Here is a 21331-nt window from a genome sequence, read left to right as displayed (position 1 = left end):
GTCTCGGCTGCTGCGTGCTGTGCGCCTTGCACTGCAACCCGAGTCGATAGATTTTTGGAGAACATTTCAATTTCATATTTAACTCAACTTCTTTTTAATCGCATTTTCAACGGTTGCCGATACAAACTGGTCAACTTCACCGCCGAGTTTTGCCACTTCGCGAACCAGGCTGGACGATATGAACATATACTCGTCCGAAGGGGTCAAGAACATCGTTTCCAGCTTAGGGTAGAGTTTACGGTTCATGCCCGCCAGCTGAAACTCATATTCGAAATCCGAAGCCGCCCGCAGGCCGCGAATCACGATCTGTGCCTGCTGCTCCTGCACAAACTGCATCAGCAAACCGCTAAACCCTACCACTTTCACGTTGCCGTAACTGCCAAAAACCTCTTGTGCAAGCTGCACCCGCTCCGCCAGGCTGAACAGGGTCGCTTTATTGGTGCTGCCGGCAACCGCTACGATCACTTCGTCGAACAGGTGGGCGGCACGACGCACCAGGTCTTCATGTCCGAGTGTGATCGGGTCGAAGGTGCCGGGGTAAACTGCGGTTCGTTTTTTAGCTTCAGTCATGTTTTTCGCCTCAATTCCCGTGCAATTTTAACAGATGATAAAAAACATTACCTGCTTTGCTTTGTTTGACTACCCGCCACACTTCGTCCGGCTCGATGGCATACTCTGCCTCGGCATAAACGAAACCATCCGGGTTCAAGTGGGCTGGCAGCAGCGGAAGCACTTTCTGCAGCCAGCCCTGATTGTATGGCGGGTCAAGAAAAACCACATCAAACAATTGGCTGTCCTGGCCTAAGAAGCTTAACGCATCCATATTGAAAGTACGCGCGGCATCCGCCTTGAGTGCTGTTTTATTATCAAGAATCGCTTTATACACCGCTGCGGTTTTCTCCACCAGCACAGCCGATCTCGCATTGCGCGACAGCGCCTCGAATCCCATCACGCCGCTACCCGCAAAAAGATCCAGGCAGTGCAGCCCGGTCATATCCTGTCCCAGCCAGTTGAATACGGTCTGCCGCACACGCTCCGGTGTCGGACGTAAACCTTCGGCATCCGGAAACTTAAGCAGGCGGCTGCGCCACTCTCCTGCATTGATGCGTACTGTGTTCTGTTTCTTGCTACTTGCTGTGTTGCGCGGCAATCTGTTCTCTCGTTCAAATTCAATAAAGCATGTAGATTGCCACGCCGCCCCGCTCACTGCAATACTGATTTATACGGCAGGCCACTATTTGGCATCAGGGTCGCCTACGATAATGGTTACGAAATTCTCCGGTTTCAGGCGGCGGCTGAACGCGTCTTTGATCTGCGCGGCCGTGACTTTTTCAACGCTGCTGTTGTATGTGTCAAGGTAATTCAGCGGCAGCTTGTAAAAACCGATCATGGACAGGTAATCCAGGATTTTGCTGTTGCTATCGATACGCATCGGAAAACCGCCGATGATGTTGGCCTTGGCAGCTTTCAGCTCAGCTTCGGTGACCCCATTCTTAATGAAATTATCCAGGGTTTCCTTCACCAGCTTGAGCGCATCCTCTGCCTGGTCTTTCTTGGTCTGCAAGCCGATCTGGAATGGTCCGGCTTCGGCCATCGGCGCAAAATAGCTGTATACGCTGTAAACCAGGCCGCGTTTTTCGCGCACTTCTTCAGTCAGGCGTGACACGAAGCCACCGCCGCCTAACACATAGTTGCCCACATAAAGCGGGAACAAGTCAGGGTCTCCGCGTTTGATACCCGGGTAACCGAGCAGGATATGAGACTGCGACGCCGGATGCGCAATGCGCTTTTCTACCGGCTGCGTCGGCAGCGTGACCGCAGGGATCGGGGCTTTAATGGCAGACTCAGGCAAACCGGCAGTCATGCTCTCGGCCACAGCCGCAGCCTGCTCACGGCTTAAATCGCCGATAATCGCTACGACGGCGCCTTTAGCGCCATAATATTGCCGATAGAAATCCAGCAGGTCAGCGCGGCTGATCCTGCCCACCGTATCCACTTCGCCGGATTCATCAAGGCTGTATGGATGGCTGCCATACAATGCCGCCATGAACGCTTTGCTGGAAATACTCTCCGGCTGCGTTGCCGATTCCTGCAGGCCTGCAATGATACGGGCTTTTTCACGCGCCAGTACATCTTCAGGAAAATCCGGGTGTTGCAGGATTTTAGTGAACACATCCAGTGCCTGCGTTTTCTCGCGCTCGCTGCTGAGTGTGCGCAATTTGAACGCGGCGCGGTCAGCATCAAAATCACCGCCCAGGATAGCGCCTACGTCGGCCATTTTATTCGCGATTTTTTCATCCGTCATGCCGGCCGCACCCAAAGTCATGAGGTATCGCGTAACACCCGCCACACCTGATTTCTGCGCCGTGTCACGGGCTGCACCCGCAGCAAAGTTAATGCTGATGTCGACGATCGGCAGGTCGTGGTTCTCCACAAAATACACTTCAGAACCAGAAGAAGTCTGCCATTTCTGGATCTTGACGCCGGCCTGCGCGGCAGTGCTGAATGCTAAAAATCCGGCAGTTAACACTGCCAAGCCTGTTACTAGTGTTTTTCTTATGTATTGCATATTCATTATTTTTTACCTAAATAATATATATAGAGAATTAAGTGCTTCTCACAAAACAAACATCAATTTAAATTTCAAAAAATACCAAGACTGTCATTCCGGCGCAGGCCGGAATCCAGGCAAGGTGATAATTAAAGTAGCAGCTTCAATGGAAAGTAATATAGAAACCATCGACTCAACCTATTAAGTAATAAAATAAATCAACTTCTGGCAGTGCTTGCACCGTCACATCTAGCCATGAAGCCTGTCTGGATTCCGGCCTCCGCCGGAATGACGGGGAAGTAATTTTTGGCTATAAAAATTCATATTCAGTACTCGGACTTACCGATACTTAATGTACGTGCGGTTTACCCTGCGGTTTTGCATTCGGGTCTATCGGCTGCGGATCGAGCGTTGCCACGGTTAAATTATCTTTAAGCAGATATTTCCTGGCAACGGCCTGCACCTGCTCCGGTGTTACCGCACGTAATTTATTCGGATAATCCTCAAGGATCTTCCATGAAAAGCCTATCGTTTCCACGGTGCCGATCTGCATCCCCTGATAGAACATGGAATCGCGTTTATATACGTCGGCTGCGATGACACCAGCCTTCACTCGATCCAGTTCTTCTGTCGTCACGCCTGACGCTTTGATATCTTCAATCTGCTGCAGCAAGGCAGCCTCAAGCTCGGCTACAGTCTTGCCTTCGCTCGGGGTTGCATCCAGTGCGAACACGCTCTGGTGCCCGCGTGACATCAGGTCATAACCGGCACTGGCATCAATCGCCAGCTGGGTTTCACGCACCAGGCGCTGATTCAGGCGCGCCGCCGGATTGCCGCTCAACACGCCGGCAAGCACTTCCAGCGCATAAGGTTCCCAATCGGTTTCCGGGTCATTAAGTGCAGGCACATGGTAACCCATCAGCAGATAAGGCAATTTAGCCGGCGCCTTGACTACGGTGCGGCGCTCGCCGATCTGCTCCGGTTCTACCTGCGGTTTGCGCACCGGCAAGGCCTTGGCCTTTAATTTGCCGAAATGCTGTTTGGCCAGCTGGTACACCTCATCCGCTTTCACGTCGCCGACCACCACCAGGGTGGCATTATTGGGCGCGTACCAGTTGTGGTACCACTCGCGCGCATCGTCAGCCGTCATGTTCTCAAGATCGTTCATGAAACCGATCACGGGACGTGAATACGGGTGTGCCCGGTAAACCGTGCCCTGAAACGCTTCATTGACTTTTGACTGCGGCTTATCGTCAGTGCGCCAGCGCCGCTCCTCCATGACTACTTTGATTTCTTTGGCAAATTCTTCATCTGTCAGCTGCAGATTGGCCATGCGGTCGGCTTCCAGCTTGAACGACAGCGGCAGGTGCGATTTTTCGAGCTGCTGGAAGTAGCAGGTGTAGTCTGTGCTGGTAAACGCGTTTTCCTTGCCGCCGGCGGCGGCGATCAGACGTGAGAACTGTCCGGCCTTGACCTGTCTGGTGCCCTTGAACATCATGTGCTCCAGCACATGGGCAACCCCGGTTTTGCCATTCACTTCATCCAGGCTGCCTGCCCGGTACCAGACCTGGGACACGACAACCGGTGAACGATGATCCTCCTGTACGATCAGTTTCAAACCATTATCCAGTTTAAATTCCTGTACGGATGCTGCCGCAAACACCGTCAGCGGCATCATCAGCAGAAGAATCAAAAAGCTTTTTGTACGCACAGTACCCATCTCCTTTTATTTTTATATGACTTATTGATCTGGCAGCATCGGCAATCCGCGCTGCAAATCATTGGCTTTACTCAAAACACGGCTGCCATTTGTGACAAGGATAACACTTTGTTAGTTCATCACGCCTGGCAAGTGCTCAATTCGCCTGATCAACATCCATTATTCCATATGTTTATATCAATATATTTATTAAGTATTTTTAAGAATTAAGGCGCTTGGATAGAATTCGGCAAGTTTTTTTAAATGATTGCGATCAAGAAAGCCACCCGAATGACACTGACCCGTAAACTCTTACCATTGCTTGCCATATTGGCAACATCTCATGCGCATGCCACCGATGGCTATTTCGCACACGGCTATGGCGTAAAATCACAAGGCATGGGCGGCGTAGGCATTGCATTGCCGCAAGATGCCCTCGCCGCTGCCGCCAACCCTGCCGGCATGGGCCTGATCGGTGACCGTGCAGATATTGGCGTCACCTGGTTCAGGCCACAGCGCGAATCCGAAATCAGCGGAGTCGGCCCCGGCGTTGATGGAAAATACGATGCCAACGATGCGGAAAATTTCATCATCCCCGAATTTGGCTACAAGCGGGTGATTAACCCTGATGTGACCTTAGGCGTCAGCGTATATGGCAACGGCGGCATGAATACCGACTACAAAAAAGCCATTCCCCTGTTTGGCAATACGGCGCCGCGTATGGATCTGATCCAGCTGTTCGTTGCGCCAACCGCAACCTGGAAGATCAACGAGTCCAATACGGTGGGCGTTGCAGTCAACCTGGCTTACCAGCGCTTTGAGATCAAAGGCCTGCAGAACTTCGCAAGCCCCGCTTCAGCGCACCCGGACAATGTTACCAACAAAGGTTACGACTCATCTTATGGCGCTGGCGTACATATTGGCTGGATCGGCAGGGTCAATGACGCCGTGACGCTGGGTGCAACTTACCAGAGCAAAACCTACATGAGCAAATTCGATAAATACAAAGGACTGTTTGCAGAAAACGGTGATTTTGACATTCCTGAAACCTATGGCCTGGGGATTGCAGTCAAGGCAACCCCGGCGCTGACCCTGGCCGCTGACGTGCAGCGCATCAACTATGGCGATGTGGATTCCGTTGGCAATTCCGTGAACAATCTGTTTATAAACGGCCAGCAGCTGGGTTCAAAGAACGGCCCGGGCTTTGCATGGAAAGACGTGACCGCGGTTAAAGTCGGTGCAAGCTATGCCTGGAACGACAGCCTGACTATCCGCGCTGGTTACAATCACGCGTCGCAGCCTATCCGCAGCGGCGAAACCCTGTTCAATATCCTGGCGCCCGGTGTAGTACAGGATCATGCGACTTTAGGTGCAACTTATGTACTGCCGAACCAATCGGAGATTTCTTTCTCCTACATGCATGCGTTTGAAGAAAAAGTGAAAGGCAGCGGCTCCATCCCGTTCATTCCCGGTGCTGAAGCCAACCTGAAAATGTATGAAGATTCGCTGGGCATCGCCTACGGCTGGAAACTTTAAGTTAAGATGTAACTTTCGCTGCATGGTCGCGTATGCATGTACGCGGCCTGTTTTCATTGATAGCTGAGTGGACCCCAATGTTAATCGACTGGAATCACTTCACCCCTTGGACTGCGCTGGCCGGCGGCGTACTGATTGGCACAGCTTCGGCAATCTTTGTGCTTTTCAATGGCCGTATCGCCGGCATTACCGGCATCCTGGGCGGCTTATTCAAACCCAGGCGGCGTGACATCGGCTGGAGGCTGGCGTTTATCACCGGCTTGATGATCGCGCCGCTGGCATGGCTGCTGTTTGCGCCGTTGCCAGCTATTGAGATCAACGCAAGCAACGCCTTGCTTGCCGCCGCCGGGCTCATTGTCGGCATCGGCACGCGCTACGCATCCGGCTGCACCAGTGGCCACGGCGTGTGCGGCATCTCACGCTTATCGCCGCGTTCCATCATTGCCACACTGGCTTTCATGGCTACCGGGGTGCTCACGGTGTATGTGGCACGCCATGTACTGGGGGTGTAAAGCCATGAAAAACCATATCAGCAATACTGCCGCCCTGAGTTTCTCTTTGCTTTCCGGCCTGATATTCGGGATAGGCCTGATACTGGCAGGCATGGCTAATCCGGCCAAAGTGCTCGCATTCCTTGATGTCTCGGGCTGGTGGGATCCGTCTTTAGGCCTGGTCATGGCTGGAGCGATCGGCATCGGCCTGATCGCATTCGCCATCGCAAAAAGGCGCCGGCACAGTTATCTCGGATTCTCTATCCAACTGCCGACCAATCGCGTCATCGACAAGCGCCTGGTGCTGGGCAGCATGGCCTTTGGTGTCGGCTGGGGGCTCGCAGGCATCTGCCCGGCGCCCGCATTCGTCCTGCTGGGAGCCGGCAGCGGCAAAGGGTTCATTTTCGTGGTGGCCATGGTCATCGGCATGGGGATATATGAATTGCTCGAACACCACAGAAAGCCGGCTGGCAAGTAAGCTACAACTGGTACGTCGCATGTTATAGAATTAAGCTAAAATGACAGTACTTTTACACGGATGGCTGCGCGCACTTAAATAGACGCAGACATCTCATCACGCAACTTAAATTAGCTGAATCTCTATGTTCAATTTTTTCAAAAAAGATAAACCTGAAGCCGGTGCAGAGGAGAACAAACCCAAGCCTGCTGAAGCCGCCGTTGCGCCCGAGACCGGCAAAAGCTGGGCTGAGCGCCTGAAACTGGGCCTGGCCAAAACACGCAACCAGCTCGGCAGCCAACTGGCGGGACTGTTCGGCGGCGGTAAAATCGATGCTGAAATCTATGAAGAACTTGAATCCATCCTGCTCACCGCAGACGTGGGCATCAGCGCGACAGAATTTCTGCTGGACGACATCAAAAACCGCGTGAAACGCCAGAGCCTGGATGACACGGCGCAGCTCAAAACGGCGCTCAAAGAGGCGCTCTCAGATTTACTTTCCCCTTTACAGCAGCCGCTGGACACCTCCACGCACAAGCCCTTCATCATCATGCTGGCTGGCGTGAATGGCGCCGGCAAAACCACCACCATCGGCAAGCTGGCAAAACATTTCCAGTCCCAGGGCAAAAGTGTACTGATCGCGGCTGGCGATACTTTCAGGGCTGCGGCACGTGAGCAATTACAGGTCTGGGGTGAGCGCAACAATGTGCATGTCGTGGCACAGTCCAGCGGCGACCCGGCAGCCGTCATGTTTGATGCAATCAACTCGGCGCTTGCCAAAAATATCGACATCGTGCTCGCCGATACTGCCGGACGCCTGCCGACACAGCTGCACCTGATGGAAGAAATTGCCAAAGTAAAACGCGTCATGGACAAAGCGCTGCCTGGTGCACCGCATGAAGTCCTGCTGGTGCTGGACTCCAACACCGGACAGAATGCCGTAAACCAGGTCAGGATTTTTGACGATGCGCTCGGCGTTACCGGCCTGGTGCTGAGCAAACTGGACGGCACAGCCAAAGGCGGCGTGATCGCGGCGATTGCACAGGCACGCCCGATTCCGATACGTTACATTGGCATCGGTGAAGCGATTGATGACCTGCGCCCGTTCAATGCGGCGGAGTTCATAGATGCAATGATTGATTAGACGCGATGATTGTTAATGGAGTTTTACAAACATATTCCTTGTGCGCAAAGCTTCGTTGCGTCTACTCGCAACCCAGCACCCACATTAACGCTACGATACATTACGCTACAATAACGGCATGATCCAATTTGACCAAGTCAGCAAACGCTACCCGGGTAGTGACCAGATATTAAAAAACGTCAGCTTCAATATTGGTGCAGGCGAGTTCGTGTATGTCACCGGCCATTCCGGAGCAGGTAAAAGCACCCTGCTTAAATTGATTGCCGCAACGGAACTGCCTACCAGCGGCACGGTGCTGATCGCCCACCAGAACGTCAGCAAACTTAAATCTTCAGCCATTCCTTTTCTGCGCCGCAGGTTCGGGCTTATTTTCCAGGATCACAAGCTGCTGTATGACCGCAACTGCTTTGAAAATGTCATATTGCCTTTGCGTATTAACGGCGTTTCCGAACAGGAAGCGGCCAAGCGTGTGCGAGCCGCGCTGGATAAAGTCGGCCTGCTCAATAAAGAAAAAGTCATGCCTATCACACTCTCCGGCGGCGAACAGCAGCGGCTGGCGATTGCGCGCGCCGTGGTAAGCCGGCCATCGATACTGCTTGCGGATGAGCCGACCGGCAACCTGGATGCAAGCTATGCCGCCGACATCATGGCTATTTTCCAGGCATTCAACCAGGTAGGCGTCACCGTGATCATGTCTACCCACGATGCCCTGGGCATGAGCGCAAACCAGAGCCGGGTGCTGCACCTGGACCATGGCCTGCTCACCGAAAACCCGTTCATGCAAAAGACTTTGAACCTTGAAACAGCACCAACGGAAAAATTTTCATCATGATTACCTGGCTGAACCATCATTTGCAGGCTATTAAACTCGTGCTGTCGCGCATGCGCACCAACCTGCTCTCCACCTTCATGATTTGCCTGGTGGTAGGCGTTGCCATGTGTTTACCGAGCCTGTTTTACCTTGCCGTGGATAACCTGTCCAAGCTGACAGACCATATGAAGAGCGAAACAGAAATCAGCCTGTTTCTGAAACTGGACGCAACGGCAGCCAATATCGCCGAGATCGATGCGGTATTAGCCAAGAATACCGCAATCCATCAATATCACCTGGTCACCAGGGATGAAGCCTGGCAGCAATTACAGGCAAAATCCAAAGACAACAGCAACATCAGCAGCGCCATCGAGCAGCTCGGCAAGAACCCGCTCCCTGACGCATTCTATATCCAGGCAAAATCTGCCGACCCCGATACGCTGGAAACCCTGAGAAACACATTGCAGAGCATTCCAGGCGTAGAGCAGGCTATACTCAATGCTGACTGGGCAAAGCGTCTTGCAACATTGCTGGGCATAGGCAAAAAACTGACCTTCTTCATTACGGCACTACTCGCTATCGTGCTGCTGGTCATCATCGGCAATACGGTACGTATGCAGATCCTGACCCAGAAAGATGAAATTGAAGTGAGCTACCTGATCGGCGCAACCAACAGCTTTATCAGAATGCCTTTTCTTTACGCCGGCATTTTATATGGGCTGTTTGGCGGCCTGCTTTCAGTGCTGATGGTGGGCGGCATCATCCAGACCTTCAACTATTCCGTCATGGAAATATCCAGGCTTTACGGCAGCGACTTCAGCCTGGAAATCGTGAATGCCGAGCTTTACCTGGTGATCATCGGCATGGCCGTAGCCATCGGCTGGATAGGTTCATACCTGGCGGTCACCCGCGCCATCAGCGCGATCAAAATTAGCTAACAAGATCAGCTGGCAGCGCGGTACGCCAGTATCGCAAGCGGGGTATCGCCCGGGTTGTTTTGAATATTGCCCGGTTCATTTTCAGCTTGAGTTAAGTTTTGTATTCTAGTATTGCTGCACAACATCACTGCATGTAATGCCATCAATCATCAGGATAGAAATAGCAATGACGGCCAGATTTAACATCTCGAAACTTCCTGCTACCGCAGGCTTATGGCTTGCCGCACTCACAGTGCTGCTGGTGCTCGCCGTTTCTTTTGTCTGGGCAGACGAAAGCCCGCTCACCGCACGCAAACTATCCGAAGCCGGGCTGATCCTGCCTTTGGAAAAAATCACCAGCTCTGCCAAAGCCATCAAGCCAGGGAAAATTCTGGAAACCGAGCTTGAACTAAAAAATGGCGCCTACATTTACGAAGTCGAGATACTGGATAATAAAAGCCAGGTCTGGGAATTAAAGCTGGATGCCAAGACTGGCAAACTGCTGAAAATGGAGCGTGACGATTAATCATGCGCTTATTACTGGCTGAAGATGACATTAAACTGGGGCCGCAGCTGCAATCCGCCCTGCAGCGTGCCGGCTATGCGGCAGACCTGGCTGTAGACGGCATTGAGGCACAGACGATGGGGGAACTGGAGCCTTATGACCTGATCGTACTCGACCTGGGCTTGCCTAAGCGCCCCGGGCTGGAAGTGCTGGCTAACTGGCGAGGCAGGCAACTGCATACACCCGTCATTATCCTGACTGCACGCGCAGGCTGGCAGGAAAAAGTCGCCGGATTCAATGCGGGCGCCGATGATTACCTGGGCAAGCCTTTCCAGATCGAAGAACTGCTGGCGCGTATCAGCGCAGTGCTGAAACGAAGCTCTGCCAAGGTCATCGGCGAACTTCATCACGCACACATCAAACTGGATGAACAGACCCAGACGGTGATTCTGAACAATGGCGAGCGCCACAACCTGACAGGAACGGAATTCCGCCTGCTGCGTTATTTCATGCTGCACCCCGGCCATGTGCTCTCAAAAACGATCCTGACCGAGCATGTATACGAATATGACGAAGACAAGGACAGCAACGTGATCGAGGTGTATATCAACCGCCTGCGGCAGAAAATTGGCGCCGGGCTTATTCAGACCAGGCGCGGCCAGGGCTATGTTTTCAGTGGTGATCAGTGATGGCATCGCTCAAAGGACGCCTGACCTGGGGGCTGATATTAAGCCTGATCGTGTTACTCACCCTGCAGTGGGCGGTGGTCACCTATACGATCAACAAACTGACCGAAAACCAGATGATAGACCGCCTTCAGCGCGAAGGTGAAACGCTGTTAGCAGGCGCTCACTTTGATGCTGACGGCCAGCTGGTACTGGATGCTAAACACCTCAGTGCAATTTACCAACGGCCATTCTCGGGTTATTACTATGTCATCATTTCCGGCCAGCAACGCCTGCCTTCACGCTCGCTGTGGGATGCAGACCTCGATATCAAGCCACTGCAAACCGGCGTGCAGGCCAACCTCTACCTGCCCGGACCGGAACAGCAGCCCTTGCTGGCCGTAGCGCACGGTTACCAGAAACAACAGCGGCCGATTACGATCGCCATCGCAGAAAACCTGACCTCGCTGCAAAGCGGCATGAGCCGTTTCCAGCTGACTTACGCTTTAGTATCCCTGGCCGGCCTGATTGCCCTGCTGGCGATACAGTGGCTGATCGTAGCCCACGCGCTGCTGCCGCTGCGCGGCATACAGGAGAACATTGCCAGACTGGGGCGCGGTGAAGTCAGCCAGATTGAAACCAAAGGCCCGGCGGAAGTAGCGCCCCTGATCGAGGAACTCAATCGTCTCCTGGCGGCAATGCATGACAAATCGCGCCGCTCGCGTGAATCATTAGGCAACCTTGCACATGCACTCAAAACCAGGCTGACACTGCTTAACCAGGCGGCAGAACGCCCGGAAATCAATGCCCTGCCCGAGATACGCCGCGATATTTATGCCGCGACGGATGCCATCAGCCAAAGTATAGAGCGGGAACTGAAACGCGCCCGCTTGATCGGGGACACGCACCCGATGCGGAAAGTTGACCTCAAAACTGAAATCGCCCAGCTCACGCATACGCTGCGCCTGATGTACGCAGACAAAGCCGTCAACATCACCTGGGAAATTACCGGGAACACCCAGTTTCACGGGGACCAGGAAGACCTGTTGGAAATGCTGGGCAACCTGCTTGATAATGCCTGCAAGTGGTGCCGACGCAATGTTTCGCTCACGGCAAGCGGCGCTGATGCGCCCGTTTTCATTGTAGAAGATGACGGCCCCGGCTGCGCGGCACCTGAACTGGACTCACTGACCCGCCGCGGTTTCCGCGCGGATGAATCCAAACCGGGCAGCGGGCTCGGGCTCGCGATCGTTCATGACATTGCCGGCAGCTACGGCGCAACCCTGACTTTCGGCAGATCCGCCGCATTGGGCGGCCTGCGTGCAGAAGTCAGGTTCAAGCCTTATAACAGCTAAGGCCTCAGAACCAGTCGCGGCTGGTGCCGGTTACGGCGCCGGTCTTGGCATCGATGTTCACCTCCCACTCACGGCCATCGGCATCAACGATTTCAAATTCATAATCCCAGCCTTTGCCAAACTTGCGGCCTTCCAGCTCTGCGTCTTTTACCACGCCGGGTTTTGCCGCCAGCGCTTTCGTTTTCGCCTCTTCCAGCGAAATCAGGCCCAGGCCTTTGGCGATGGATTCCATTTCCTGAATGTCATCATCCGCATAGGCGGCTGATAACGTGCCGAATGACAGCAGGCTTAATATGACTAAGTTGCGGGTAAATGTTTTCATAAGATTGCTCCTTTTAGTGACTAGAGCAACCTAATCTACACCGCCGACCTTAATACAAGCTTAAAAACGCATCCATCTATCAATGCGCTTCAAACTGCACCAGCAGCGACACGACGAGGGGCCTGAGGTCAGCCGGCAGATCGATCATGGCCTGTGCTGCGCTGCGCGCACGTGCGGAGGTTTTTCTTAAGGTTTTATTCAGGATATCTGCAAACTTTGCCGCATCGTAATCATTGTGGCTGGCCACGAACTGCGCAAGGTAGCTCTCCAGAAACACCAGCACGACTACATCTTCCAGCGTTTGCGCCTCGACATCGGCCACAGGCAGGGTTTTACCGACCAGCGCACATACGCGTGCCACGGTCGCCTCATCATAGCCGACATCGGTCAGCACCTGGCGTGCAATGCCGGCATGAAAGGATTTCAGCTCGGTTCGCCACTGGTAATAACCCGGCTTTGTCATCGGGTAGCTGGCACGGGCGATTTTCCAGCGCTGTATATGCTGGCACCTGGCCGCGAGCTGCAGCGCCTCTGAAGCATCGGGAGCATAGCGCCTGAGCATGGCGCTCATGCGCTCGGAATAAAGCAGTTCTTTCGGGATAGCCTGTCCCGCGGACTCATCAAAACTCGGATCCTGCCTGTTCAAGGCATCAAAGCCTGCGATCGCCCGCTCGAAGCGCTCTGCATTCAATATCATGTTAAACCTGTTTCCTTTTTTTGCGATGCCTGCGGCGCCTGAAACCCGGCTGCAAGCATTGGTTACCGTCATCCGGCGTGAGCATGGATTATGACGCATTTAACGCGGCAGATATACGCCACACGACATAAGGATTTAAACTTGCCCCAGAATACGGAACCATCAAAACCCATTCTGCTCAATATCATTTAATCGGGGAATCAGGAAATATGCAGGCAGATCATCATACATTGAAAAGGGCAGACCTGGACCAGCTGGCAGGTCCGACAGTCATAGAGTTCGGGGCCGTCTGGTGCGGATACTGCCAGGCAGCACAAACACTCATTGCCGCCGCCTTGGGCGCATACCCGAACGTCAGGCATATCAGGATAGAAGATGGCAAAGGCAAACCCCTCGGGCGTTCATATTCGGTGAAGCTGTGGCCCACACTAGTTTTTCTGAAAGATGGCATCGAGTCCGGTCGCCTGGTGCGCCCGGCTGACACAGGCATGATTACCGACGCATTAAAACAGATATCTGCACGCTGAAATAGAAACGGGTGGCTATTAGCCACCCGCACCCTGTTACCCCTGGGCGGTTTACCCTGGGGCTTTCCTATTAACCCTTATGAGGCTAATTGACTTGTAACAAACACGATCACTACCGCAGCAGCCAGGGCCACGTAAGGCAGCACACCGGCTTTTGATGATTTACCGTCATCATCCGTAGCCAGATACATATCTTCCAGCATTTCTTTAGGGAACACGCCTTTATCGACAATGTAATGGCGCCAGATAAAGATTGGGATCACAGCGCCGGCCATCACCAGGCCGCTCATCAGGGTGCCTGCACCCCAGATATTGGCGCCCAGACCCATCACTGTAATATTGACGAATGCCAATGTCGTGCCAAGTACGATCAGGATGGTTGGTGCTTTGTATGGTCGTTCCCAGTCCGGGCGGTCCATACGGTGAATCCAGCCTGCATTCAGGTTCAGGAAGTTGAAAATGATGTAGCTGACGTTGGCCGCTGCCAGCAGGAACATATAATCAGACATCATCAGCAGTATAAAGTTAAAGCCCATGTTTGCCCACATTGCGCTGGTAGGCGCGCCATGCTCGTTCACTTTTGACAGGAACTTAGGCAGCAGACCATCCGCTGAACCCTGGTAAAGCGTACGTGATGCACCGGACATCGTTGTCATGATTGCCAGCAGCAATGCCAATACCAGCATCACTACAACCAGGTTGGCAATGAAAGCACTGGTGCCAAGAATGTTTGACAAAGCTTTTGCAACACCCATACCACTGTAGATATCAGGTGCCAGCATACCGTCGTACACCGCTGCACTGGTCACTGCGCCGCTTGCATCAGTCACTGCCGGTGTCACCAGCTGGCCTAAACCAAGGTGCCCCTGGAATGCCAGCGGAACCAATGTAAATACGCCAACGCAGAGCAAACCTGAATAAAAGATGGCCTTGAAAGTATCTTTTTTAGGATCTTTGAATTCACGTGTATAGCAGACTGCTGTTTCAAAACCATAGGTAGACCAGGCTGCAATAAACAGGCCACCAGCCATCAACACCCAACCGTTCATGTCCCACAGGCCATCGATAACATTACCTACACTGTCATAGGCCAAAGGCGATAATGGGAAGAAGTAATCTACAGGCATATCACCGGTTACCAGCGGCACCAGGCCGATCAGCACTAAAGGCACCAGCGCTGCCAAACCAAGTACCATGGTGGTTTTGGCTGAGCGCAGGATACCGCCGTTCTGGATAAAATACACCAGCATCAGTAATGCAGCACCGATAATAAAGGTGGCATTGATACGCAGCGTCAGGCCCTCTTTAAGCATGCCCAGATCCAGCAATGTAAGCTGCCAGGTATTAATTGCCGCATCGGGAGCAAACATGGCAGTCAGGATATAACCTGCCGCAAGGCCGGAACCGATGGAAAGCACCGGCGACCAGGCTACCCAGTTACACCAGATGGAAAGCGGTGCCACAAACTTGCTGTACCTTACCCATGCCACGGCACCGTATACGGAAGCGCCCCCTGTTTTATGCGGAAAGAGCCCTGCGATTTCAGCATAAGTAAATGCCTGTATAAATCCGAACCCAATGGATATCATCCACACCAGCCAAGCTGGTTTACCTACCGTAGCTGCAATTGCACCCATAGAAAACAACACTAAAGCAGGTACACCACTCGCTACCCAAAACGCCCCAGTCCAGTTAATGGTTCGATGCAGTGAGGCATTGCCTGATACTACATCGTCACACATATCTGCGGTGACGGCGTCCAATACTTCTTCGTTTTTTTTCACTTCAACCTCCTCGAGATGGAATGCCTGAATTTCAGCCATAACACCTTTTATTTACGAAGGCATCACGGCCGTGCAAACCAACTTACATGCTATATAGTTATAAAGAAATACACTTATCGATCGGGGGCGGGAAAGCTAAACGTGATCTCACCCGTCACATCGTGCTGCATCATAACCACACGATAAACCACTGACTATTACCACTTCGACTTACCACATAGGGAGTAGTACTTGATAGCAATAATAAAAATCATGAAATTAATCTATGATTATGAATCGCAGGGTAAGCCGGAAAACAACCACCCGTCGACTCACTGCGTGCATAACGTTATTGCCCGGGCATTAAGCCAAAAACCGGCCGGCATGTCTTCTAAAATGAATATTCAAAATAAAAACATAGCAGAAAGTTAACAACGTGAGAGAAATTGAAAAAAACCTAAATGGCCAGGGCATGCAGATCGGTATCGTGCTATCCAGATTCAACAGCAACATCGGTGACGGCTTGCTGAGCGCATGCACAACTGAATTGCTCAGGCTGGGCGTAGACAGCAATGACATCACTATCGCCACGATTCCCGGCGCACTCGAAGCACCACTGATATTGCAGCGCATGGCCTGGAGTGAAAACTACGATGCCTTGATTGCACTGGGCGCCATCATCCGCGGTGAGACCTATCATTTCGAAGTGGTTTCCAATGAATCGGCACGCGGCATCGTGGAAGTACAATTCAATAGCGGGATACCGGTAGCCAATGCAATACTGACCACCGAAGACGACGACCAGGCCATCGCCCGCATGCACATCAAAGGTACAGAAGCGGCGCAGGTCGCAGTTGAAATGTACAACCTGATACAAGCGCTGTAATTAAAGCGCCACGGCTAAAAAAATTTGCCGGCTAAGCGTCCCGGCCTGGGCAATACAGGCCTGAAGAAATACGGCACCGTGCCGGCCCGTTTCCCCGCAGGCACAGGCCGGTAAAGACCATTACTTTTTGCTATGCGCCCACACTGCCGCCTCCAGGCGGCTTGTTAATTTCAGCTTGCTCAGCAAGTGCTTGATATGTACTTTCACGGTGGTATCGCTGATGCCTAAAGCCCTGGCAATCGTCTTGTTGTTCAACCCTTTCGCAAGACACTCAAGGATTTCCCGCTCGCGCTCGGTCAGCGAAACATCTTCATCCTTTTTATTCAGCGTCGGGTGAATCAGCGCATTCTTCAGGATCTCGGTCAGGCTCTCATGCAGAATGGTCATGCCGGACATGGCTTTTTTAAGGCTGGCACATAGATCCTCGGGCTCCATATCCTTCAGCAGGTAACCGTCGGCACCTGCGCGTAACGCTTCAAGCAGGTCAGCCTCCGCATCGGACACCGTCAGCATGATACATTTCGACTCCAGCTTGGCTTCTTTGATGCGCGCCACCGTTTCAATGCCGTTCATGCCTTTCATATTGAGGTCAACCAGCACCAGGCCCGGCTTAAGTTCCGCAACCACCTCCAGGCCCTCGAGGCCGGATGCGGCTTCGCCGACCACGGTAAATTCAGGATCAGAGGAAATCATCTGCCTGACACCCCTGCGGAACAAGGCATGGTCATCAATAATAACTACTGTCGTTGTCGTTTCCATCTTGGCCTCCTACGCCTGCTTAACTAAACACCATCACTCTTTGGCCTGAACTGCAGGCGCACACGCATCCCACCGAGGCGGCGAGGTGTGATTTCAATACTGCCACCCAGACAATGGGCGCGCTCCGTCATAATCGCTAATCCATAATGGTGTGGCTTCGACTCATCAAATGAAGAACCAATACCATTATCATCCACTGTCACCACCACATCCCCTGTTGACTGCAAAACCAGGGAAATCGTGACCTTATCGGCACCTGAATGCCGCACGATATTAGACAGGGCCTCGCGTATCACATGCAGCAGGTGAAATTCTTCATTCACCGTGAGCCTGCATTCCTGCAACCTGTTATCCAGTGCAATGGACAAGTTTGATCGGCTGGAAAACTCATTGATGGTTTCCTCAAGCACATGGTCGAGCCCGCGCACATCCATCTGCACCCTGAACGTTGTCAGCAGTTCCCTGAGTTCACGGTATGCATTATCCAGCCCTTCCCGCAAATCATCAACAATCACCGCCGCGCCGGATTCAGCCAGGCCGGGGCCATAGTTCGACTGCAGGCGCGCCAGCTGGAATTTCATATAAGACAGGGATTGCGCCAGAGAGTCATGCAGTTCCCTGGCGATGACGGCACGTTCTTCCAGCAAAGCGACCCGGCGGCCCTCCTGCTCCCTGGCCTGGAAACCCATAGAAAGCGCCAGCATCTGGGAGGTCACCTCGATCAGCTGGATTTCAGTATCTTCAAAATAATGATTCGCCTCGGTTTCGATCAGCAATATCCCTAACCACCGGCTTGGGCCAGGCAACGGGATCGTGACGCATTGTATGCACTCGCCTTTGATGAGTTTGGTTTCATGATTCACCGTCAGCATGTGCAGGTTCGTGTCAAACATGCTTTCATCAAAAGACAAGGGCCAGCTATTGGAATACAGCGCGCGCTGCGGCGTGATGCGGGAACCGCTGTCACTGAATATCAGCGCTACATTCTTGACGGCCAGGGTACTCTCCATGGAATAAAGAATTTTCTTGATCGTCATTTCACTTAAATCCGACTTCGCCACCAGCTTTGCGAGCTTGAACAGGAAGTCCTGCGAAACCAGCATCTTACGCATTCTTTCCATGCTGTTCTTGTTGGTCCATGCGCTTTCAACCTGGAAACCTTCAAGCCTGGCCGAGATCTCCGCCGTTAACTTTTCCAGCCGTTCCAGCTCATCTTCATACTGATAATTCTTGTCTTCCGGCAGCAGGTCTTCCGGTATCAGCTCATAGATCTTGCCGAGCCGCGTGATCAGCACGCCCCATAAGGCAAACATGATGCATGCCCCGATGGATATCGTGATAAAGACACAGACCAGCTGCATGATCTGCACTACGGATTGTTTAATGATGATGTCGCTTTGAGACGCTTCGATAAATTCATCATAAGCGCCGATCACATCACGGGCGTATTCCAGCAGCTGGTATTTCGCGACTCCGCGCACACGCGCCGAAGAAAATTTCTGATGTGCCTGATACAGCTTGTCGTAGGCGCCTGCCAGCTTGGTATCATGCTGGCTTTTGCTCCATACATAGGGGCGGTCGTTAAAGTTGCTTAAACTGGCATTCAGGTGAACAAAATCCTCACCCTTCAGTTCCGGGGTACGCTCCAGTTTATAAACCTCCAGTTTCCACAGCGACTGGTCTTTGTAGGCCTGGCCGATCGTCGCCAGGTGATTCGGGATGTAATCATACAGAAACAGGGAGCTCGCCTGGATGACGACCACCGTCAGCACCAATGAAAACACCAGCAGATGCAGGTTTGCATAAAGCTTGTGATTGATGATGTAACTGCGTAAGGTCTTAAAGATATTTAAAATATTTTGCATATTTCAACTAGTTCTTCTTATACTCATATTTTGTCAAATTAAGGCTCATCGTCATGAGTGTGTTTATCTTTGCAATGCTCACCACAAGCATTATTTTTTTAATAATACTTAGCTCATGGTACAGCATTGAAGGTCCTTTTTTATCACATGTTGCCATTTTAATCTCTGTAGTGGTGACAATATTTTCCGCTGCGCTCGTTTTTATCATTCAGCCCTTGCTGGCTAAACGGAACCCCCAGCATAAAAGTGAATCATCACAGCAGACAAGCTGGCTCAAAGAAGCATCAAATGCATTATCTTCACCGGCGGTGGTGCTTGATGATTTAACAGTCAAATTCGTGAACACACCATTCCTGCAGGCATTAGGCCTCATCGGCCTGGAAGACCAGATCAAAGACATGCCTTTGACCAATATCATCCACCCTGCCGACCACAAACTATTTGCCGAACTCAACGCCGAAGCCGTGACCGGAAAAACAAAAAACGAAGCCACCAAGATTCGCCTGCTCGGCCTGGATGGTTCAGCCATACCCTCCAATGCCAGCCTCACAAAAATGCGCGACCATGGCGATGGCAACCTGACGCTGTTCCAGTTCACGCCGCTATCGGCAGAACATACTCCCAGCAGTAATTTTGAACCGCAGTTTAACTACCATTTCATTATCGACAAACTTGAACAAATCGTTTTTCAGCTCGACACGGATGGCAAGATCATTTTCCTGAATCCGGCATGGGAGCAGTACCTGGAGTTCAAAATCAAAGACAGCCTCCATCAGACCATATCGACCTATGCACACCCTGAAGACAAGCTCATGATCGAATCCAGGCTTGACTCTGTTGCTTACGGCAGGAAACCCAGCTTTACGATCGATTTACGGCTTATCTCGCTTCAGGGTGCCTCCAACTGGTTCCGCATTCGCGCAAAATCCTCCTCGAATATCGTCGGTGAACGGGCCAGCGTCATCGGCACCATCACGGACATTCAGGACATCAAAGAAGCCGAAGCATTAGGCGCAGCCAACAAACGTGCGGCCAATGCACTGTTAAGCCATATCCCTGGCATGGTCTACCGTTGCAGGCATGACCGCTCCTGGGCGTTCGAGTTCATCAGTGAAGGCTGTATCGACGTCACCGGATATGATTCCCTGGAGCTGCTGCACGACTCAAACCTGACCTACAACATGATCATTCACCCCAGCGACAGGAACGCAGTCTGGGAGTCCATTAACCAGCAGATCACCAAAGATGAGAAATTCAACATCATCTACAGGATCATCACCCGCAAGGGCGACATCAAGTTCGTACAGGAACATGGCCGCGGCATTTTCTCAAGCACCGGCGAACTGCTGGCGCTTGAGGGCTTCATCACCGAAATTCCTGAGAAGCACCACAACGTGACGATCTCCGTGCATTGATAGCCCCGTTCATTCAGGCAGATGGCATGTACCAGCTGCCAGCCTCCATATAAACAAACAGGTACTTAAAGTACCTGTTTGCTTGTCAGACTTTGATACTTAATCAATCAAACTAGAATGTGCGTTTGATATAACCGATAAAGCGGTCATTACCGGTTTCCCAGCCTTTGGCATCCACATACCAGCTGTCACTGGCATTGGTCGTGGTGTAGTTGACACCTGCGTTCCAGCCTGTCGTGCCGGCAATCGAGAAGTCTTTGTTGACGCCTACCAGCCAGTCCGTGTAGTTGGCCTGTGAGTAGTTATGTACTGTCTGGCGGCCTACATGCAAAGCCAGGTTCAGGTCCGCGACCGGGAGTTTGTAGTTGAAGTTGAGTTCCGTGTAGCCGGATCCGCGTGTGTCTCCGTTGCCAAGCAGTCTGTCGTTGAGGCCGAAGAAGTTGGTGACGGCATAGGAGTGCTTGAGCGTGAAGTATTTGTAGGTCAGCGCTGCATTCAGTTCGGTGGTGTTAGGTGAGCCGCCTTTGTTGGCTGTGCCGGCACCTGGGTGGTTGCTGTCCGGGTAGAAGAACTGCAGGAAGCCGACGTTGATGCTGAGGTCATCAGTCAATGGACGCAGGTAGCCGCCATAGACGTCGACTTCTACCGTGTTGCCGTAGAGGGCTTCATTATTGACATTAGTACCCCAGACGCCGAGGTAGAAGCCGCTGCTATGTGAGTAGTCAATGCCGCCTTGGACTGCGCCGCGTTCTTTAGTATAGGAAATGCCGCGGAACGTGTAGTCGGTGAAGAAACCGATGTTGGTGGTCAAGGTGTGCGGTGACGCTGGCGCTGCTGCCGGTGCCGCGGCTTCTTCCGCTGCGTTGGCAAGTGGCATGGCACCGAAGGCGGAAGCCAGTAGAACTGTCAGCATGGCTGACTTTGATAAATGTTTCATAGTACCCCTTAGTTACTTAAGTAAATTAA

At 52.4% G+C, this 21331-nt stretch carries 23 protein-coding genes; 13 read left to right on the top strand and 10 right to left on the bottom strand.

The window, feature by feature from the left end; genetic code table 11:
* Positions 1-78: 78 nt before the first annotated feature.
* The 4 genes from coaD to GQ51_RS11405 all read right to left on the bottom strand — a co-directional run bounded on the left by coaD (position 79) and on the right by GQ51_RS11405 (position 4226).
* Complete coding sequence (gene coaD, locus GQ51_RS11420; protein WP_047553108.1) at positions 79-570, bottom strand: pantetheine-phosphate adenylyltransferase; 492 nt, start codon at positions 568-570, stop codon at positions 79-81.
* A 10-nt stretch (positions 571-580) separates the two neighbouring features.
* Positions 581-1150, bottom strand: coding sequence for a 16S rRNA (guanine(966)-N(2))-methyltransferase RsmD (rsmD, locus tag GQ51_RS11415; RefSeq protein ID WP_047553105.1), 570 nt, complete (start codon positions 1148-1150; stop codon positions 581-583).
* An 84-nt stretch (positions 1151-1234) separates the two neighbouring features.
* Positions 1235-2575 carry a M16 family metallopeptidase gene (locus GQ51_RS11410; protein WP_047553102.1) on the bottom strand — a complete coding sequence of 447 codons (1341 nt, stop codon included), beginning with the start codon at positions 2573-2575 and terminating at the stop codon, positions 1235-1237.
* Between the two features lie 325 nt (positions 2576-2900).
* The gene (locus GQ51_RS11405; protein ID WP_200884451.1) at positions 2901-4226 is read right to left on the bottom strand and encodes a M16 family metallopeptidase; all 1326 of its coding nucleotides are present in this window, start codon (positions 4224-4226) and stop codon (positions 2901-2903) included.
* A 315-nt stretch (positions 4227-4541) separates the two neighbouring features.
* On the opposite strand from GQ51_RS11405, the gene GQ51_RS11400 reads away from it, so the two are divergent.
* The 9 genes from GQ51_RS11400 (at position 4542) to GQ51_RS11360 (ending at position 12131) form a co-directional block, all read left to right on the top strand.
* Positions 4542-5786: an OmpP1/FadL family transporter gene (locus tag GQ51_RS11400; protein ID WP_047554206.1), complete on the top strand. Its 1245-nt coding sequence runs from the start codon at positions 4542-4544 to the stop codon at positions 5784-5786.
* A gap of 77 nt (positions 5787-5863) precedes the next feature.
* Positions 5864-6298, top strand: a complete 435-nt coding sequence (locus tag GQ51_RS11395; RefSeq protein ID WP_047554204.1) for a YeeE/YedE family protein — start codon at positions 5864-5866, stop codon at positions 6296-6298.
* Between the two features lie 4 nt (positions 6299-6302).
* Positions 6303-6755 carry a YeeE/YedE family protein gene (locus GQ51_RS11390; protein WP_047553096.1) on the top strand — a complete coding sequence of 151 codons (453 nt, stop codon included), beginning with the start codon at positions 6303-6305 and terminating at the stop codon, positions 6753-6755.
* A 124-nt stretch (positions 6756-6879) separates the two neighbouring features.
* On the top strand, positions 6880-7878 hold the full coding sequence (gene ftsY / locus GQ51_RS11385; RefSeq protein WP_047553093.1) for a signal recognition particle-docking protein FtsY: 999 nt from the start codon (positions 6880-6882) through the stop codon (positions 7876-7878).
* A 118-nt stretch (positions 7879-7996) separates the two neighbouring features.
* Positions 7997-8710: a cell division ATP-binding protein FtsE gene (gene ftsE, locus GQ51_RS11380; RefSeq protein ID WP_047553089.1), complete on the top strand. Its 714-nt coding sequence runs from the start codon at positions 7997-7999 to the stop codon at positions 8708-8710.
* Entirely contained in the window at positions 8707-9627 is a 921-nt protein-coding gene (gene ftsX / locus GQ51_RS11375; RefSeq protein ID WP_047553086.1) for a permease-like cell division protein FtsX, read from the top strand. Before ftsE ends, ftsX begins: the two co-directional genes overlap by 4 nt.
* A gap of 166 nt (positions 9628-9793) precedes the next feature.
* A complete protein-coding gene (locus GQ51_RS11370) occupies positions 9794-10132 on the top strand; it encodes a PepSY domain-containing protein (RefSeq protein WP_052177822.1) in 339 nt (112 codons plus the stop codon).
* Between the two features lie 2 nt (positions 10133-10134).
* On the top strand, positions 10135-10800 hold the full coding sequence (locus GQ51_RS11365; protein WP_081987145.1) for a response regulator transcription factor: 666 nt from the start codon (positions 10135-10137) through the stop codon (positions 10798-10800).
* Positions 10800-12131 (top strand): ATP-binding protein, encoded by a 1332-nt coding sequence (locus tag GQ51_RS11360; RefSeq protein WP_047553084.1) that lies wholly within the window; start codon positions 10800-10802, stop codon positions 12129-12131. Before GQ51_RS11365 ends, GQ51_RS11360 begins: the two co-directional genes overlap by 1 nt.
* Positions 12132-12135: 4 nt before the next feature.
* On the opposite strand, the gene GQ51_RS11355 is transcribed toward GQ51_RS11360, so the two are convergent.
* On the bottom strand, positions 12136-12453 hold the full coding sequence (locus GQ51_RS11355; protein WP_047553081.1) for a PepSY domain-containing protein: 318 nt from the start codon (positions 12451-12453) through the stop codon (positions 12136-12138).
* A gap of 79 nt (positions 12454-12532) precedes the next feature.
* Positions 12533-13150 (bottom strand): DUF4202 domain-containing protein, encoded by a 618-nt coding sequence (locus GQ51_RS11350; protein ID WP_235276219.1) that lies wholly within the window; start codon positions 13148-13150, stop codon positions 12533-12535.
* A gap of 209 nt (positions 13151-13359) precedes the next feature.
* On the opposite strand from GQ51_RS11350, the gene GQ51_RS11345 reads away from it, so the two are divergent.
* Positions 13360-13677: a thioredoxin family protein gene (locus GQ51_RS11345; RefSeq protein ID WP_047553078.1), complete on the top strand. Its 318-nt coding sequence runs from the start codon at positions 13360-13362 to the stop codon at positions 13675-13677.
* A gap of 77 nt (positions 13678-13754) precedes the next feature.
* On the opposite strand, the gene GQ51_RS11340 is transcribed toward GQ51_RS11345, so the two are convergent.
* Entirely contained in the window at positions 13755-15419 is a 1665-nt protein-coding gene (locus tag GQ51_RS11340; RefSeq protein ID WP_235276235.1) for an APC family permease, read from the bottom strand.
* A 294-nt stretch (positions 15420-15713) separates the two neighbouring features.
* On the opposite strand from GQ51_RS11340, the gene GQ51_RS12475 reads away from it, so the two are divergent.
* Both GQ51_RS12475 and ribH read left to right on the top strand, forming a co-directional pair.
* Positions 15714-15872 (top strand): hypothetical protein, encoded by a 159-nt coding sequence (locus GQ51_RS12475; protein ID WP_160280011.1) that lies wholly within the window; start codon positions 15714-15716, stop codon positions 15870-15872.
* A gap of 4 nt (positions 15873-15876) precedes the next feature.
* Positions 15877-16326 (top strand): 6,7-dimethyl-8-ribityllumazine synthase, encoded by a 450-nt coding sequence (ribH, locus tag GQ51_RS11335; RefSeq protein ID WP_047553075.1) that lies wholly within the window; start codon positions 15877-15879, stop codon positions 16324-16326.
* Between the two features lie 120 nt (positions 16327-16446).
* Here ribH and narL read toward each other — a convergent pair whose 3' ends face one another.
* Entirely contained in the window at positions 16447-17085 is a 639-nt protein-coding gene (gene narL / locus GQ51_RS11330; RefSeq protein WP_047553072.1) for a two-component system response regulator NarL, read from the bottom strand.
* A gap of 23 nt (positions 17086-17108) precedes the next feature.
* The gene (locus GQ51_RS11325) at positions 17109-18950 is read right to left on the bottom strand and encodes a histidine kinase (RefSeq protein ID WP_200884422.1); all 1842 of its coding nucleotides are present in this window, start codon (positions 18948-18950) and stop codon (positions 17109-17111) included.
* A gap of 53 nt (positions 18951-19003) precedes the next feature.
* Between GQ51_RS11325 and GQ51_RS11320 the strand changes: the two genes are divergently transcribed.
* The gene (locus GQ51_RS11320) at positions 19004-20365 is read left to right on the top strand and encodes a PAS domain-containing protein (RefSeq protein ID WP_047553069.1); all 1362 of its coding nucleotides are present in this window, start codon (positions 19004-19006) and stop codon (positions 20363-20365) included.
* A 112-nt stretch (positions 20366-20477) separates the two neighbouring features.
* Here the strand turns inward: GQ51_RS11320 and GQ51_RS11315 are convergent, their stop codons facing one another.
* Entirely contained in the window at positions 20478-21302 is an 825-nt protein-coding gene (locus GQ51_RS11315) for a TorF family putative porin (RefSeq protein WP_047553067.1), read from the bottom strand.
* Between the last annotated feature and the right edge of the window lie 29 nt (positions 21303-21331).

The organism is Methylotenera sp. G11 (assembly GCF_000799735.1).
Classification (GTDB): domain Bacteria; phylum Pseudomonadota; class Gammaproteobacteria; order Burkholderiales; family Methylophilaceae; genus Methylotenera.
Note: the sequence above shows the minus strand (reverse complement) of the source record. Positions and strands in the feature narration are given on the sequence as shown.